This is a genomic window from Stenotrophomonas sp. C9D9 (assembly GCF_056491205.1).
The window spans coordinates 174,156-190,559 of record NZ_JBSZIF010000007.1; the positions used below are offsets into that span (position 1 = coordinate 174,156).

At 66.9% G+C, this 16,404-nt stretch carries 14 protein-coding genes and 2 tRNA genes; 6 read left to right on the plus strand and 10 right to left on the minus strand.

Features of this window, described 5'->3' with window-relative positions; translation table 11 throughout:
- Position 1 precedes the first annotated feature (1 nt).
- From ACXI0D_RS21755 to ACXI0D_RS21780, 6 genes are read left to right on the plus strand one after another with little or no spacing between them, the layout of a single operon-like run.
- Positions 2 to 604 (plus strand): GNAT family N-acetyltransferase, encoded by a 603-nt coding sequence (locus ACXI0D_RS21755; protein WP_049442822.1) that lies wholly within the window; start codon positions 2 to 4, stop codon positions 602 to 604.
- A complete protein-coding gene (gene argC / locus ACXI0D_RS21760) occupies positions 601 to 1,554 on the plus strand; it encodes an N-acetyl-gamma-glutamyl-phosphate reductase (RefSeq protein WP_049442781.1) in 954 nt (317 codons plus the stop codon). Before ACXI0D_RS21755 ends, argC begins: the two co-directional genes overlap by 4 nt.
- Positions 1,555 to 1,574: 20 nt before the next feature.
- Positions 1,575 to 2,870 carry an argininosuccinate lyase gene (gene argH / locus ACXI0D_RS21765; RefSeq protein ID WP_049442782.1) on the plus strand — a complete coding sequence of 432 codons (1,296 nt, stop codon included), beginning with the start codon at positions 1,575 to 1,577 and terminating at the stop codon, positions 2,868 to 2,870.
- On the plus strand, positions 2,870 to 3,133 hold the full coding sequence (locus tag ACXI0D_RS21770; RefSeq protein WP_049442783.1) for a YciI family protein: 264 nt from the start codon (positions 2,870 to 2,872) through the stop codon (positions 3,131 to 3,133). Before argH ends, ACXI0D_RS21770 begins: the two co-directional genes overlap by 1 nt.
- An 11-nt stretch (positions 3,134 to 3,144) precedes the next feature.
- Positions 3,145 to 4,302 carry a glutamate 5-kinase gene (proB, locus tag ACXI0D_RS21775; protein WP_049442784.1) on the plus strand — a complete coding sequence of 386 codons (1,158 nt, stop codon included), beginning with the start codon at positions 3,145 to 3,147 and terminating at the stop codon, positions 4,300 to 4,302.
- A complete protein-coding gene (locus ACXI0D_RS21780) occupies positions 4,299 to 5,570 on the plus strand; it encodes a glutamate-5-semialdehyde dehydrogenase (RefSeq protein ID WP_049442785.1) in 1,272 nt (423 codons plus the stop codon). The genes proB and ACXI0D_RS21780 overlap by 4 nt, the downstream gene beginning before the upstream one ends.
- A gap of 95 nt (positions 5,571 to 5,665) precedes the next feature.
- Here ACXI0D_RS21780 and pgaD read toward each other — a convergent pair whose 3' ends face one another.
- The 10 genes from pgaD to ACXI0D_RS21830 form a co-directional block, all read right to left on the minus strand.
- A complete protein-coding gene (gene pgaD / locus ACXI0D_RS21785; protein ID WP_049442786.1) occupies positions 5,666 to 6,136 on the minus strand; it encodes a poly-beta-1,6-N-acetyl-D-glucosamine biosynthesis protein PgaD in 471 nt (156 codons plus the stop codon).
- Positions 6,133 to 7,389 carry a poly-beta-1,6-N-acetyl-D-glucosamine synthase gene (pgaC, locus tag ACXI0D_RS21790; RefSeq protein WP_049442787.1) on the minus strand — a complete coding sequence of 419 codons (1,257 nt, stop codon included), beginning with the start codon at positions 7,387 to 7,389 and terminating at the stop codon, positions 6,133 to 6,135. Before pgaC ends, pgaD begins: the two co-directional genes overlap by 4 nt.
- Before the next feature lies 1 nt (position 7,390).
- Positions 7,391 to 9,277, minus strand: a complete 1,887-nt coding sequence (gene pgaB, locus ACXI0D_RS21795; RefSeq protein ID WP_049442788.1) for a poly-beta-1,6-N-acetyl-D-glucosamine N-deacetylase PgaB — start codon at positions 9,275 to 9,277, stop codon at positions 7,391 to 7,393.
- A 1-nt stretch (position 9,278) separates the two neighbouring features.
- On the minus strand, positions 9,279 to 11,306 hold the full coding sequence (gene pgaA, locus ACXI0D_RS21800; protein ID WP_049442789.1) for a poly-beta-1,6 N-acetyl-D-glucosamine export porin PgaA: 2,028 nt from the start codon (positions 11,304 to 11,306) through the stop codon (positions 9,279 to 9,281).
- 341 nt (positions 11,307 to 11,647) lie between these two features.
- Positions 11,648 to 12,853, minus strand: coding sequence for a CynX/NimT family MFS transporter (locus ACXI0D_RS21805; RefSeq protein WP_014037847.1), 1,206 nt, complete (start codon positions 12,851 to 12,853; stop codon positions 11,648 to 11,650).
- Positions 12,854 to 13,074: 221 nt separating this feature from the next.
- Positions 13,075 to 13,151: transfer RNA gene (locus ACXI0D_RS21810), tRNA-Pro, on the minus strand.
- A 140-nt stretch (positions 13,152 to 13,291) separates the two neighbouring features.
- Positions 13,292 to 13,368 (minus strand) — tRNA-Pro (locus tag ACXI0D_RS21815).
- 55 nt (positions 13,369 to 13,423) lie between these two features.
- Entirely contained in the window at positions 13,424 to 13,540 is a 117-nt protein-coding gene (gene cydX / locus ACXI0D_RS21820; RefSeq protein WP_005410354.1) for a cytochrome bd-I oxidase subunit CydX, read from the minus strand.
- 58 nt (positions 13,541 to 13,598) lie between these two features.
- The gene (gene cydB, locus ACXI0D_RS21825) at positions 13,599 to 14,750 is read right to left on the minus strand and encodes a cytochrome d ubiquinol oxidase subunit II (protein WP_014037846.1); all 1,152 of its coding nucleotides are present in this window, start codon (positions 14,748 to 14,750) and stop codon (positions 13,599 to 13,601) included.
- 15 nt (positions 14,751 to 14,765) lie between these two features.
- Positions 14,766 to 16,355 carry a cytochrome ubiquinol oxidase subunit I gene (locus ACXI0D_RS21830; protein WP_014037845.1) on the minus strand — a complete coding sequence of 530 codons (1,590 nt, stop codon included), beginning with the start codon at positions 16,353 to 16,355 and terminating at the stop codon, positions 14,766 to 14,768.
- Positions 16,356 to 16,404 lie beyond the last annotated feature (49 nt).

Sequence of the window (16,404 nt, forward strand, 5' to 3'; positions counted from 1 at the left end):
GATGGACCATTCCGATCACTGGACTACGATTCCCACTCTGCGCGGCCAACACGTGACACTGCAGCCGCTGCAGCCCGAGCATGTGCCTGGCCTGCGCGCCGCCGTGGAGGGCAGCGGCCTGGACCAGCTCTGGTACACCCAGGTGCCTTCGCCGGAGCGGGTCGAACACTATGTGCAGGCCGCGCTGCAGGCGCAGGCGGAAGGCAAGGTGTTGCCGTTCGTGATCCTTGATGCGGCGGGTGACATCGTGGGTACCACCCGCTTCTACGACCTGGATGCCGGCGTGCCCAAGCTCAGCCTGGGCTACACCTGGTATGCACCGCGCGTGCAGCGTACCGGCGTCAACACCGAAACCAAGCTGTTGCTGCTGCAGCACGCCTTCGAAACCATGGGCTGCATCAGCCTGGTGCTGGAAACCAGCTGGTTCAACTTCACCTCGCGCACCGCCATCGCCCGCCTCGGCGCCAAGCAGGATGGCGTGCTGCGCAACCACAAGCGGCACGCCGACGGCACGCCGCGCGACACCGTCATCTTCTCCATCATCGATGCGGAATGGCAGGGCGTGAAGCGCCACCTGCAGTACCGCCTGGACAGTCACGCATGAACGATTCGACTTTCACCCTGGGCATCGTCGGGGCCCGTGGCCATACCGGCGCCGAGCTGATCAAGCTGGTGGCCGCGCATCCGCGCCTGAAACTGGCCTTCGTCTCCTCGCGCGAGCGTGCCGGGCAGCGCCTGTCCGACCATCACCCGGAATTCCAGGGTGAGCTGCAATACGAGAACCTGGACGCCGACGCGGTGGCCGCCAAGGGCGTGGACGCGGTGATCCTGGCCCTGCCCAACGGCCTGGCCGCTCCATTCGTGGCGGCACTGGAAGCGGTGAAGCCGGACACTGTCATCGTCGACCTGTCGGCCGACTACCGTTTCGACAACAGCTGGTACTACGGCCTGCCGGAGCTGACCCGCGGCCGTTACAACGGCCAGAAGCACATCAGCAACCCGGGCTGCTATGCCACGGCGATGCAGCTGGCGGTGCATCCGCTGCTGGACCTGCTGGCCGGCCCGCCGCAGTGCTTCGGTGTGTCAGGCTACTCCGGTGCCGGCACCACGCCGTCGGACAAGAACAACGTCGAACTGCTGGCCGACAACCTGATGCCGTATGCGCTGACCAACCACGTGCACGAGCGCGAGGTGTCGGTGCAGCTGGGCGTGGCGGTCGAGTTCATGCCGCACGTCGCGCCGCATTTCCGTGGCATCACGCTCACCGCCAACCTGTGGCTGAACCGCGTGCAGACCCGCGAGCAGATCGTCGAGCGCTTCCAGCAGGCCTATGCCGGCGAACCGCTGATCGAGGTGGTGGATGAAGCGCCGTGGGTCAGCCGCATTGCCGGCCGCCACGGTGCCCAGGTCGGCGGCTTCACCCTGGCCCCGGGCGGCAAGCGGGTGGTGGTGGTGGCGACCCTGGACAACCTGCTCAAGGGCGCGGCCACCCAGGCCATGCAGAACCTCAACCTCGCGCTGGGCATCGACGAACTGACGTCGATCCCGCACTGAACACGCATTCCGGAGCCCCCATGGCAGACCTTCTTTGGCAGAAGCCCGGCGTCGCTGTCGACGCCCAGATCCAGACCTTCCTCGCCGGCGACGACGTGATCCTCGACCGCGAGTTCTTCCTGCATGACATCGCCGCCAGCGCCGCGCATGCACAGGGCCTGCAGCACATCGGCATCCTCAGCGCCGACGAGCTGGCCGGCCTGCTGCGCGAGCTCGACGTGCTGGCGCAGGATTTCCGTGAAGGCCGCTTCGTGCTGGACACGCAGTACGAAGACGGTCACTCGGCGATCGAAGCGCGTTTGACCGAACGCCTCGGCGATGCCGGCCGCAAGATCCACACCGGCCGCAGCCGCAATGACCAGATCCTGGTCGCCACCCGCCTGTGGCTGAAGGAGAAGCTGCTGCGCGTGGCCCAGCTCAGCGCCGACGTGGCCAAGGTCGCGCTGGACCGTGCGCAGGCCGAGAAGGACCTGCCGATTCCTGGCTATACCCACATCCAGCGCGCCGTGGTCTCCTCGGCCGGCATGTGGTGGGCCGGCTGGGCCGAGGCCTTCATCGACAACGCCATCCGCGCCCGCGACACGCATGCGCTGGTGGATGCCAATCCGCTTGGCACCGCCGCCGGTTACGGTGTGAACCTGCCGCTGGACCGCGAGCACACCACGGCGGCGCTGGGCTTCGCGCGCATGCAGGTCTCGCCGATCTACGCGCAGCTGTCGCGCGGCAAGTTCGAGCTGGCCGCGCTGGAAGCGCTGGGAGGCGCCACGCTGGACCTGCGCCGCATCGCGTGGGACCTGTCGCTGTTCACCAGCGCCGAATTTGGTTTCGTGGCATTGCCGGCGCAGTACACCACCGGCAGCTCGATCATGCCCAACAAGCGCAACCCGGACGTGATCGAACTGATGCGTGCGACCCACGCCAGCGTCGCCGCCGCACGCACCGAGATCGAGCAGCTGCTGTCGCTGCCGTCCGGCTATCACCGTGACCTGCAGTCGTCCAAGGGTGCCATCTTCCACGGCTTCGGCCGTGGCCTGGCCGCGCTGGAGCTGCTGCCGGCGCTGCTGGCCAACCTGGAATGGCGCGACGACAGGCTGCGTGCGGCGATCGATTCGGGCATGTATGCCACCGACGTGGCCGTGGAAGCGGCCGTGGCCGGCGTGCCGTTCCGCGAGGCCTACAAGGCCGCCGCGGCGGGCGCCGACAGCGCAGGGCAGGGACGCACGCCGGAAGGCAGCCTGGTCGCACGCGTGTCGCCGGGTTCGGCCGCTGATCTGCGCCTGGATGAACTGCGTGCACGCTGGCAGGCGTTGTCCTGATGGCGGCCACGGTGTATCTGGTGCTGGCGATGCGCCGCCCCGACTTCAACGCCGCGGCGGTGCAGCCGCACCGTGATTTCCTCGATGCGTTGCAGGCACAGGGCAAGCTGCAGCTGACCGGTGGTTTCGCCGATGGCAGCGGTGGTGCCTATGTGCTGTGCAACGTCGAGAGCCTGGAACAGGCGCAGGCCATCGTCGCTACCGATCCGCTGGTGACGATGCACGCTTCCGAGCTGACCGTGCACGAATGGAATACCCGCTGAGGCCCTGACCGATGACCCTGCACGCCGCCAACGTCGCCTCGCCGTTCCCGCAACAGGCGCTGCCGCCGTGGCGGCGTGCAGTGCTGAAGGTCGGCAGCAGCCTGCTGGCGGCCGATGGTGGCGGCCTGTCGCCACGCCACGCGCTGGGCCTGGCCCAGTTTGTTTCCGCCAACGTACTGGCCGGGCGCGAGGTGGTGATCGTCTCCTCCGGTGCGGTTGCGGCGGGGCGCGCGATCCTGCCGCGGGCCGATGAACCCGGTGCGGCGATGGCGGCGCGGCAGGCCCTGGCCGCGCTCGGCCAGGCGCAGCTGATCGGGCTCTGGCAGCGATTCTTCGAGCGCCCGGTGGCGCAGGTGCTGCTGACCCACGACGACCTGCGCAACCGCCGCCGCTACCTCAACGCACGCGCTACGCTGAGCGAACTGCTGCGCCTGGGTGCGCTGCCGGTGGTCAACGAGAACGACACCGTGTCGGTGGACGAACTCAAGCTCGGCGACAACGACAACCTTGCCGCGACCGTGGCCGCACTGGTCGATGCCGATGCGCTGTTCATCGCCACCGACATCGACGGCCTGTACAGCGCCGACCCGCGCACCGTGGCCGACGCGCGGCCCCTGCACGACGTACCGGAACTGAGTGACGATGTGCTGGCGATGGCCGGTGGCGCTGGCTCGCGCGCCGGTACCGGCGGCATGCGGACCAAGCTGGAGGCGGCGGCCAAGGCGGGCCGTCTTGGCATCGAGACCTACCTGTTCAACGGCCGCAGCAGCGACGTGGTGCGCGCGCTGGCGCAGGACCGCCTGTTCGGCACCCGCATCCATGCCGCACGCAGCCGCGAGGCCGCCCGCAAGCACTGGTTGCGGCACGCGCCGCTGGCCGAGGGCGCGATCATCATCGATACCGGTGCGGCACAGGCGATGCGCGAGAAGGGCGCCTCGCTGCTGCCCGGTGGCATCACCGGTGCTGAGGGCGCGTTCCGCCGCGGTGACATGGTGCAGGTGTGCTGGATCGCGCCGCAGGGGCGTGTCTGTGTCGCCCGCGGCGTCAGCCAGTACGCCGCCGATGACGTGCGCCGGATCGCCGGCCACCATTCGCGCGACATCCAGGCCGTGCTCGGCTACAACTACGGCGGCAGCGTCGTCCATCGCGACGACCTGGTGCTGCCATGAACGGTTTGAAGGACACCCCGATGAGCGAAATCGAAGCGCAGGTGCGCGCCTGCCGCGATGCGGCGCAGATCGTTGCCGGCCTGGACAGCGCGGCGCGGCGCACGCTGCTGCTGGCGATGGCGCAGGCACTGGAAGTGAATGCAGGGCTGATCCTGGCCGGCAACGCGCGGGACCTCGCCGCCGCGCGTGACAAGGGCGTTGGCAGTGCCATGCTCGATCGCCTGGCGTTGGACCCGGCGCGCCTGTTCGCGATGGCCGAAGCGGTACGCGAAGTGGCGGCACTGCCCGATCCGGTCGGCCAGGTCACCCGCGACGAGGTACGTCCGAACGGCATCCGGGTGCAGAAGGTACGCGTTCCGCTGGGGGTGATCGCGATGATCTACGAAGCCCGCCCGAACGTGACCGCCGAAGCGGCCGCGCTGTGCCTGAAGGCGGGCAATGGCGTGATCCTGCGCGGTGGTTCCGAAGCGATCCACTCCAACACCGCCATCGCCCAGGCGCTGGCCGGTGCATTGAAGGCCAACGGCGTACCGCCGGCGGCGGTGACCGTGCTGACCGACCTGCGCCGTGAAGCGATGCTCGAACTGCTGCAGCTGCATGAGCTGATCGACCTGGCCATTCCGCGCGGTGGCGAAGGACTGATCCGCTTCGTTGCCGAGCATGCACGCGTGCCGGTGATCAAGCATTACAAGGGCGTCTGTCACCTGTTCGTGGATGCCAGTGCCAACCTCGGCAAGGCCATCGACCTGCTGGTGGACGGCAAGTGCAGCCGTCCTGCGGCCTGCAATTCACTGGAGACGCTGCTGGTGCATCGTGATGTGGCCGAAGCGTTCCTGCCGCGCGTGGCGCAGGCGCTCGGCGAGCGCGGCGTGCAGCTGCGTGCCGATGCACTGGCGCAGCCGCTACTGCCGGGCAGCATATTGGCCACCGAAGACGACTATGCCGCCGAGTTCCTTGATCTTGTGCTGGCGGTGCGCGTGGTTGACGATCTCGACGCTGCCATCGCGCACATCCGTACCTACACCTCCGACCATACCGAAGTGATCGCCACCGAAGACGCGGGCAACGCCGAGCGCTTCGTCACTGCACTGCGCTCGGCGGTGGTGATGGTCAACGCTTCGTCGCGTTTCTCCGACGGTGGCCAGCTGGGCCTGGGCAGCGAGATCGGCATTTCCACCACGCGCCTGCACGCCTACGGCCCGATGGGGCTGGAAGCGCTCACCGTCGAACGATTTGTCGTGCGCGGGGAAGGGCAGACGCGCAAGTAGATCCACGCCATGCGTGGATGCTCTTCGCGGTAGACCCCGGTGCCGACCAAGGTCGGCACCCACCAGAGAGAACGCCGACCAAAGTTGGCATCGGTCTACACCACCTCGCGGCGGATGCCGATCGGCCGCGCGTGATCGTCCATGTGCAGCGTTGCGGCCTTGCAGCCCAGCAGGCGTTCGGCCAGCCCGGTGCTGGCGCCCAGGTCGGCGGCCACCTCGTTGAGGCTGGCCAGCGGCCGCGGCAGGCGGCGCTCGCGGCCACGGAAACGGGCGCGGTTGTACTCGGCCCAGCCGATCAGCAGCACGCTGGCGCACAGCAGCATCAATGGCAGCGCGACCAGCACGTACGGGTCGAACTGGTTCTGCCGTTCGTACAGTTGCCGCCAGGCCAGCTGGCCACCGATCAGCCACGAGAGCAGGGTCACCAGGGGCGCCCACAGGTAGAAGTAGAAGCCCCAGAACGCCAGGGTGACGAAGCCCCAGGCAGTGCGCTGGAAGCGTGGCTGGCGGTGCGGCTTGCGGATCATCCGCGAGTCGAAACGGTTGGACGGGCGTTGCGCGTTCATCGGATCCCCCGGTCAGGGCTGGTCCAGGTGGCCCGCTTGCTGCGACGGCGCAGCAGCGTCTTCGGCAGCGCCACCAGGGTGGTGGAAAGGCTGATCAGCCAGTACGCCATCGGGTACCAGATGACCCAGAAGTAATTGCGTCCAATCTGTGTCTCGTAACGCCGGTCGATGATCAGGCTGCTGGCGAACTGCAGCAGGCAGACCAGTGCCAGGATCACGCCATGCCACTCCGGCAGCAGGCTGGCGATATGCAGCTGCGGCGGCAGCTCGATGAACTTGCCGAGTGCCCACAGCAGCACGATGAACAGCATGGTGTAGGCCCACACCACGCTCAGCACGTACTCCAGCAACACGCCCCACATGCGGCGCTCTTTCCAGTGCAGCAGCGAGCGCGCGTGGCGCAGCATCACCTCCACGCCACCCTGGGCCCAGCGCAGGCGCTGCCGCCACAGCCCCTTGAGCGTTTCCGGCATCAGGATGAAGCACAGCGCGTTGGGTTCGTAGCGGATATCCCAGTGCGCGCGCTGCAGGCGCCAGCTGATGTCGATGTCCTCGGTCACCATGTCATCCGACCACCAGCCGACCTGGTGCAGGGCGGTGCGGCGGAAACCGGCGATCACGCCGGAGATGGTGAAGATGCGCCCGTACACCCGCTGCGCCCGCTTGATCATGCCGATGATCGAGGAGAACTCGGCCACCTGCAGGCGCCCGAGCAGGGTGGAGCGGTTGCGGATGCGCGGGTTGCCGGTGACCGCGCCGACCCGGTTGCCACTGACCAGGTGCCAGATCATCCAGTGCAGCGCGTGTTCTTCCAGCATTGCATCGCCGTCGATGCACACAAGATATTCCGAGCGTGCCGCCAGCGCGCCCATGCGCAGGGCGTTGGCCTTGCCCAGGTTGCGATCCAGGTGCAGCACGCGCAGCCGCGGGTACTTCGCGGCCAGCGCATCCAGGCGGGCACCGGTGTCGTCGCTGCTGCCATCGTCGATGGCGATTACCTCGTAATCGGCCGGATAGCGCTGTGCCAATGCCGCACCAAGCGTGTCGCCCAGGTTCTCCGCTTCGTTGTGGCAGGGAATCAGCAGGGTGGCGAACGGTGGATCGATCATCAGCGGTGGATCGTTGCGTGGCCGCGAATGCCGCTCGCGCCGGAAGTAGTAGTAGAGGCCACCGGACATCCAGAAGAACGCCATCACCATCGGGTAGTAGAAGGCGAACTGGAACAGGACCTGCAGCAGCGGATGCATGTCCATGTCACTTCTCCGGGTACGGGAAGTTGCCGGCGGACATCGCCGCGCGGGCATCGCGGGTGGAGGGCTGGTCGGCGATGAAGTCATCCGGGTACCAGGCGAAGTGGTGCACGCCCTGCGCCTGCAGCTGGCGGATCTGCGCACGCAGGCGCTCGGCGGGAATCGGCTGCCCGCTGCGCCAATCGACGGTCTGCAGCTCGAACAGCGTGTGCTGAAGCTGCGGGTCGTGTGTGCGTACCGCGGCCAGCAACTGATCGAGCCAGCGCTCGGGGTGCTTGCTGCCTTCCATCCACGGCATCGCCATCAGCGCCGTCTGGTCGTAGGCCTTGTTGAACAGGTCCAGGCGCTGCGCGAACCAGGCTTCGCTCTGCGGGCGGAGTACCGGCTCGGCATACAGGTTGCGCACCGTTGCCAGTTTCGGCCGCCAGCGCTGCGCGCTGTCGCGCAGGGCCAGGGTGAAGTCGATCAGTGCCTGGGTACGTGCGCTGCCATCCTCGCCGGCCGCCAGCGCGGGCAGCTCGGTGTCGCGCAGGTAACCGTCGTCATGGAACAGCAGGCCTTCGAAGTAGGAATTGACCGCCAGATCCTCGTAGATGTCGAGCATGATCTGCCTGGCCTTCGGGTTGGTGAAATCCAACCGGTACATGCCGTCGGCATCACCATTTCGGATCGCCAGCGCCTTGCGCTGCACCGGGTCGGGCAGCTCGAAGCCGAGCACCGGCAGCCACGCGTAGACCTTCACCCCGGCGCGGGATTTCAGCTGCCAGGCGACGCGGCTGAACAGGTCCGCCCGCATCGGCATGTGCCGGTTCGGGAAATACAGCGCATCGGCGGTGTTGTTGCCGTCCGGGTCGGCGAAGGCCTGCAGATAGACATGGGTCGGCGCGATGCGCTTGACCCGCTCGATCAATGCATCGAGATTGCGTGCCTGCTGCGCCGGATCCGGGTCATATACATCGTCCAGGTCGATCTGCAGGGCGCGGATGCCATCGAGCGCGATATCACGGCGCAGCTCATAGGCCAGGCCTTCCACCGTCGGGTTGTCGCTCACCAGCAATCGCGCCAGCCCGTGCAGGTCGCTGGCCACCGGGGTGCTGCGGCCTTCCAGGTCGAACGAGACCGGCATGCCCAGCTGCTCGGCGATGTCGTTGCTCAACTGGTTGTAGGCCGCGTACGGCCAGACGATCGCGCGCGGACGTACGCCGAGATGCTGTTCGATGCGCTGCGCGCTGCGTGTGAGGTCGGTGCGCAGGCGCTGCTCATACTGCGCCTCGCTTTCGTAGCTGTGCGTGGCGGGGGTGTAGATGCGGGTGACCACGGCGGGCGTGGAATTGCCCTGTGGGTTGGCAATCACGCCGTGGTGCAGGTCGTCGGTATGGCTGGCCACTTCGATCAGGCCGCTGTCGTGCATCTGCTTCAGCTGCGCCCAGGTGACGAAATCATCGTGGCCGAACGGGCGGTAGCCGTAGTCGATGGTGCGGCCCGGTGCCATGTCCACGTAGTCGGTGATCACCGCCACCAGGGCCGGGTAATGGTAGGCCTGCAGCAGCGGGAAGGCCTTGTCGTAGACGCTGCGCAGGCCATCGTCGAAGGTCAGCAGCACCGGTTTCGGCGGCAGCGTGGCACGGCCCTGCGAGGCTTCGATCACCTGCGACAGCGAGACCGGGTGATAGCCATGCGCGCCCAGCCAGTCCAGGTGCGCGGCGAAGTTCTGCGTGCTCACCGCATAGGTATCGGCATCGCCCTTGGCGGCCACCTGGTCGCGGATGTCGTGGTAGCTGAGGATCAGCAGGCCGTTGTCGATCGCATCAAGATGCAGGGGTTGCTGCGCGAACGCCGGCGGCACGCTGGCCAGCAGCAGGAGCACGATCAGTCGCAGGATGCGGGCCATGTCAGTCTCCCCAGCGCAATGCGGCTTCGAAGCCGATATGGCGTTCGCGATGGCCGTCGTAGACCGGCCGTGACCAGCGCACGCCGTACTCGAACACGCGGCCGGGGCCCAGCTGCCACTCATGCATGTAGGACACCGACGGCACCAGTGCGCTGCCGAAGCCGTCCTGCCAGTAGTCGCCCAGCGAGACGGTCAGCCGGTGCCGGAAGTGGCGCTCGTAATGCCGCCACAGCTGCTGGTCGATGCGCAGGCCGATCTCGACCATGCGGTCGCGTTTCGGGTTGAAGTAGGGCGCATCGTCGCGGCTGCCACGACTGGTGTAGGCGCTGGCCAGGCCATCGATCAGCCAGCGGGGGCGGGTCAGCAGGCGCTGTTCCAGGCTGGTGCTGAACAGCTCGCGATGGTTGCCATCGTCATAGCGGAAGCGGCTGGCGCCGAACATCCAGTGGGTGAGCTCGCTGCGCCGGTAGTCCACCTGTGCGCTCACGCTGTCGGCGGTGATGCCGGCCGCGCGCGCCTGCATCGAGGCGTCCGGATCATTGCGCGCGGCCACCACGCCGGCATGCCAGTAATCGTTGAACTGCCAGCCGACACCGGCGCGCAGGCCGGTATCGCCGATGTGGTCGTTGGCGCGCAGTACGGCTGCTTCTGCGTCCAGCCGCCCGAAGCGGTAACGCACGCCCGCGCCCAGCCACAACGGATCAATGCGCTGGTCCTGGAAGTCGGTCGAACGCCGGTCGGCGAGGGCGAACAACCGCCAGCGGTCATCAAGGATCGGCGTCTCCACTTCCACGCCGTAGTGGCGATCGTTGTTGCCCAGTGGCGAGGTGCCACCGCCCCCGGAGCTGTGGCCGATGTCGGTCCATGCCTTCAGCTGCCAGCCGCGATGCGCACGCCAGGCCTGGTCCATGCGTTCGACCGCCGGCTGGGTGGGATAGCGCGCGACCAGGTCATCGTGCAGCGGTCGCGCCAGGTCGTCGCGCTGCAGGGCAACGTAGGCTTCTTCCATGCCCAGTCGCGGTTCGATGTCACGCGGGTCCAGCGCGTGCGCCATCTGCTGGCGCTGCAGCGCCCTGCGTGGCCAGCCGCGCATCATGTAGACGCTGCCCAGCGCACTCTGCAGCCCGCCGTTGCCGGGTGCGATCTCGACCATCGACTCCAGGTCGTGCTGCGCGGTGTGCAGGTCACCGCTGTAGGCGCGCACCATCGCCAGGTTGAGGTCGGCCTCGTAGCGCGACCAGTTCGCGTAGGGCGACTTGCCGTTGCTCCAGCGCCAGGCCGGCTCCTTGTCACGCCATGCCTGCAGCAGGTCGATGGCCTTTTCCTGCTGCTCGCTTTCCAGGTAGGCGTAGGCCAGCTCCGAATGCGAGGCGTCGCGTGTCGGGTCGCCGGCCACGGCGGCCTGCAGCACCGGAATGGCTTCCTCCGGGTGCAGGGTGCCCATCAACGAATCGCCCACTGCGGGCAGCACGTAGTCGGGCAGGGTGTGGCCTTCGGCCTGCAGTGCCCGGGCTTCCTCGCGGACCTGTGCATGGCGGCCCAGCCGGTTGAGCAGGATCAGGCGGTCCATGCGGATCCGCAGCGGTGCCTGCGCGGGCGGCGTGCCTTCGCCGCCAAGGTAGCGCTGCATGCGGGCCAAGGTCGATTCGGCCTCTTCCAGGCGGCTGTCCTCGCTGCTGCTGTAGGCCAGGCTCCAGACCACCAGCTTGGCCAGGTAGTCGCCTTCAAGGCGCTGTTTCTGTGCATCGTCGAAGAGTTGCGGGCGCTGCTGGTACAGCTCCCACGCGCGCCAGGCGTTGCCGATGTCGCCCAGCGTCAATACGCGCAGCTTGAACAGCAGGTCGTCGTTGGGTTGCTGCTGGCTGGCGCGCTCGATCGCGCCCAGGGCGTCCAGCCAACGCGCCTGGTCTCGATAGCGGCCGATCTCGGCCAACGCCGCGTCGCGGTCGGGCGGGGCAGCGCTGCTGGCCCAGGCCAGGGCGGTGCAGGCAAGGCCGACGCAGAGCGCCAGCCGGCGGTGGACAACCATTGGGGACCCCCTTGGCTTCCGAACCAGACAACCTGTGAAAATGTGACGCACATCACATGCCAGATTCTGGGATGGCCGTGGCCTGCGTCACTCCCTTCGTGCATGCCGCCCAGCAAGGGCGGGTACAACCCGGACAGCGACCTGCAATGTCTTGTCTGAAACGAAAGTCCCCCGCACACCGAGTGGTGTTCCGGGCGGCGACGCCGCCCCCATGCCCGATGCCGGCACGCGGCAAGGATGGGCATTCACCGGCACTATCCGCCCGGAATTGTCAGTCCAGCGTCAAGATGCGTGTGAAGACGGATGGCGGGTCGACGAGGCCGGCAGGCGGCCCCGGCCGCTTACCAGAGATCTTCCAGCTTGCGCGGCTTGCAGGCCACCCACGAGGCGCACAGCATCAGGGTGGCGCAGCCGAACAGGAAGCTGAACGGGAGGGTCCAGCCGTCGCTGACCGTGTGCAGCCAGCCCACCAGGAACGGGCCCAGGCAGCTGAAGCTGTAGCCCACGCCCTGCATGAAGCCGGACAGCGCCGCCGAGCCGGTCGGGGTGCGCGTGCGCAGGTTGATCAGCGTCAGTGCCAGCGGGAAGGTGGACGGGCCGACACCGAGCAGGCAGGCCCACAGCAGTGGCGCCTTCATCGGTGCCAGCAGCAGGCCGGTGAAGGCGATCACGAACGAGAAGAAGCCGATCAGCACCAGCGGGAACGGGTTCTGCAGACGCACCGCCATCGATGGAATGACCAGCGACGGCAGCAGGCCCAGCGCCGAGAACACGGCGACCATCACGCCACCGAACGCGGGCGTGCCACCGGCCTCGACCACGATGCGCGGCAGCCAGGTGAACATCGAGTAGGTCATCAGCGAGGTCATGCCGAACATCAGCGTCATGCTCCAGCCCAGCGACGTGCGCCAGACCTTGCCGTGCGGCTGCGCGGTCGGATCGGACGCGTCGGTCTGCGGCTTCGGCGCGCGCGTGGCCAGCACCAGCCACGGCAGTGCGGCAGCCAGCGCCAGCAGCGCCCACATGCCCAGCGAGACGCGCCAGCCTGCGGCGTTGGCCACCGGCACCGCCAGCAGCGCCGGCAGCATCGTGCCCAGCTGCAGCACGCTGATGTAGAGCGTGCTCATGGTGCCGACCTTGTTGGCGAAATAGCGCTTCACCAGCGGTGGCACCACCACGTTGCCGATGCCCATGCCGGCCAGTGCCACCACCGAACCCAACAGCAGCGTGCCGACGTTGCCGGCGCTGGAGCGCAGCAGCAGGCCGGCCATCGCCATCACCATCGCCAGCAGCGTGGTGCGCTCCAGCCCGAGGCGCCGCGCCAGTGCCGGCGTGGCGACGCCGAACAGCGCGAACGAGGCGGTCGGCAGCATGCCCAGCACGCCGGTCATGGTGGTGCCGAAGCCGAACTGCTGGCCGAGCACGTCCAGCAGCGGGGTGATCGAGGTGACCGCGGTGCGCAGGTTGATCGCTGCCAGCAGGATCGCAGCGAACGCGAGGACGCGCCCGTGCAGCAGCGACGGCGAATCGGAAGTGGAGGAACTCATCGGTGGTCCTTGCAGGTGTCGCACGCCGGGGCAATGGCATGCAGCGCCGGCATCGGTCTACGCCGAAGCGGCAGGTGGGGGAGGGGCTGCTGGCGGGCCGGCAGCGCGGCCATTGTACGTGCGGGCTCCGGCAAGGTCCCGTCATGCGGGCGGCCGGGTGCCTGATACAAAAAAACCCGGAGGACAGTGATGTCTTCCAGGCTTCTTGGTGACCACCGAAGTGGTCGGGGAGACAGGATTCGAACCTGCGACCTCTACGTCCCGAACGTAGCGCTCTACCAGACTGAGCTACACCCCGAAGGGAGCCGCCTATTCTAGCGATTTACCCCGATGGCGGCAAGGGGTAAATGCCGTTTTCTTCACACTACCGAAGCAGTGCCACTTCAGGGAACAAAAAAGCCTGGACGACTTCACCAGGCTTCAATGCGACCACCGAAGTGGTCGGGGAGACAGGATTCGAACCTGCGACCTCTACGTCCCGAACGTAGCGCTCTACCAGACTGAGCTACACCCCGAAGGAGCCGCCTAAGATACCGTGTGAAGGCCAGGGCGGCAAGGTTTTTTTACAGCTCAGCGACGATTTTCTTTCTCGATGCGGTTCTGCTCGCGGGCTTCGAACCACATGCCGTTGAGGATGGCCACCGTCGAGGCGAGGCCGGCGCCGAGAATCCAGGCGAAATACCACATGATCAGTCTCCTTCATTCCGGGTAGGTGCCGACCGTTGGTCGGCACACGTGCAGGCGATCAATACGCGTTCGGGTTGTTGCCCATTTCTTCAGTGGTGGTCTTGCCCTTCAGCACGCGGTACACCCAGGTGGTGTAACCGATGATGATCGGCAGGAACACCGCCGTGGCCAGCAGCATGATCCACAGGGTCAGGTGGCTGGACGAGGCATCCCACACGGTCAGGCTGGAGGTGGGCTGGCTCGAGGACGGCAGCAGGAACGGGAAGATGGCGAAGCCGACGGTCAGGATGATGCCGGCGATGGCCGCACCGGAGGCAATGAAGGCCAGGCCGCCGCGACGGGCACGCAGCAGCACCGCACTGGCCAGCAGGCCGGCCAGGCCGAGCAGCGGGGCCAGGATCGTGGCCGGCATCGTGCTGTAGTTGCGCATCCAGCCACCGGCGGCGCCGAGTTCGGCGGTCTTCAGCAGCGGATTGGTGGCGCCATCGGTGACCACCTGCGAGGTGATCTGGTAACCCGGCAGGCCGAAGGCCACCCAGGCGCCACCGACCGCGAACAGCACGAAGGCGATGATCGCGGCGATGCTGCCGAAGCGGGCCGCACGCTCGGCCACCGGGCCATCGGTCTTCAGCACCAGCATGGCGGCACCGTGGGCGACCAGCATCGACACGCTGAGCAGGCCGGCCAGCAGCGCGAAGGGCATCAGCAGGCCGAAGAATGAGCCGGTGTAGAAGATGCGCATGCTGTCATCGAAGTGGAACGGCACGCCCAGCACCACGTTGCCCACCGCCACGCCCATGATCAGCGCCGGGATGAAGCCACCGATGAACAGCGCCCAGTCCCAGGTGTTGCGCCAGCGTTCGCTGGGCATCTTGCTGCGGAACTTGAAGCCGACCGGACGCAGGATCAGGGCGAACAGGATCACGAACATCGCCAGGTAGAACCCGGAGAAGCTGACCGCATACAGCGGCGGCCAGGCGGCGAAGATCGCACCGCCACCGAGCACCAGCCATACCTGGTTGCCTTCCCAAACCGGGCCGATGGTGTTGATCACCAGCCGGCGCTCGGCATCGTTGCGGGCGACGAAGGGCAGCAGGGTGCCCACGCCCAGGTCGAAACCATCCATCACGGCGAAACCGATCAGCAGGATGCCGAGCAGCAGCCACCAGATCACGCGCAGCGTGGTGTAGTCCAGAAGAATGAAATCCATCTTGGTTCTCCTGCCTCAGGCCTGGCCGGCGGCCGGCGCCGAGGCATTGTGGGAAGCATGCGGCTGGGGCGACTGCAGCGACGGCAGCACCTCGTCCGGACCCTTGCGGATCGCCTTGAGCATCAGCTTGATCTCGACCACGATCAGCGCGGTGTAGATCGCGGTGAAGCCCGCCAGGGTCAGCACGATTTCATGCAGGGCCAGGCCCGATGCCGCATAGAAGGTCGGCAGCACGCCGTCGACCGCCCACGGCTGGCGACCGTATTCGGCCACGAACCAGCCACATTCGATCGCGATCCACGGTGCCGGCAGCGTCCACAGGGCCAGCTTGAGGAACCAGCGCTTGTCCTGGAAGTTGTTGCGGCAGGAGTAGTAGAAGGCCAGCGCGAAGAAGGCGATCAGGTAGAAGCCCAGGCCGGCCATCACGCGGAAGGTCCAGAACAGCGGCATCACGCGCGGCACGGTGTCCATCGCCGCCTGCGAGATTTCCTGCGGGGTGGCGTTGAGGATGTCATCGCGGTAGCGCTTGAGCAGCAGGCCATGGCCCAGGTCCTGCCAATGGCGGTCGAACATCTCGCGCGCCTCAACGTCGTTCTTGTTGGCGCGCAGGCGTTCCAGTGCACCGTAGGCCAGCTGGCCACCGCGCACGCGGTGCTCGGCACGATCGACCAGTTCCAGGATGCCCGGGATCGGCTGGTTCAACGAACGGGTGGCGATCAGGCCCATCAGGTACGGGATCTTCACCGCGTAGTCGTTCTGGTGGGTTTCCTGGTTCGGGATGCCGAAGGCGGTGAAGTCGGCCGGTGCACGCTCGGTCTCCCACATCGCTTCGATCGCGGCCAGCTTCATCTTCTGGTGTTCGCTGGCGGCGTAACCGCTCTCGTCACCCAGCACCACCACCGACAGCGACGACAGCAGGCCGAAGGCTGCGGCCACCGCGAACGAACGGCGGGCCAGGTCCTTGTGCTTGTTGCGCAGCAGGAAGAGGGCGCTGATCGCCATCACGAACACCGCACCGGTCACGTAACCGGCACTGACGGTGTGCACGAACTTGGCCTGCGCCACCGGGTTGAACACCACGGCCATGAAGTCGACGACTTCCATGCGCATGGTTTCCGGGTTGAACACCGCACCCGTCGGGTTCTGCATCCAGCCGTTGGCGATCAGGATCCAGATCGCCGACAGGTTGGTGCCCAGCGCCATCAGCCAGGTCACCATCAGGTGCTTGACCTTGGTCAGGCGGTTCCAGCCGAAGAAGAACAGGCCGACGAAGGTGGCTTCCAGGAAGAACGCCATCAGGCCTTCGATGGCCAGCGGCGCACCGAAGATGTCACCCACGTAGTGGCTGTAATAGGACCAGTTCATGCCGAACTGGAATTCCATGACGATGCCGGTGGCGACGCCCATGGCGAAGTTGATGCCGAACAGGACGCCCCAGAACAGGGTCATCCTGCGCCAGATCTCCTTGCCGGTCATCACGTACACGCTCTCCATGATGGCCACCATGAAGGACAGGCCGAGGGTGAGCGGTACGAATAGGAAGTGGTACATCGCGGTCAGCGCGAATTGCAGCCGCGACAGTTCTACGACTGTCTGATCAATCATGGCCTGGCTACCTCGTGGATAGTGCCGTTGCAGGTGGCGGGAAGGGTGG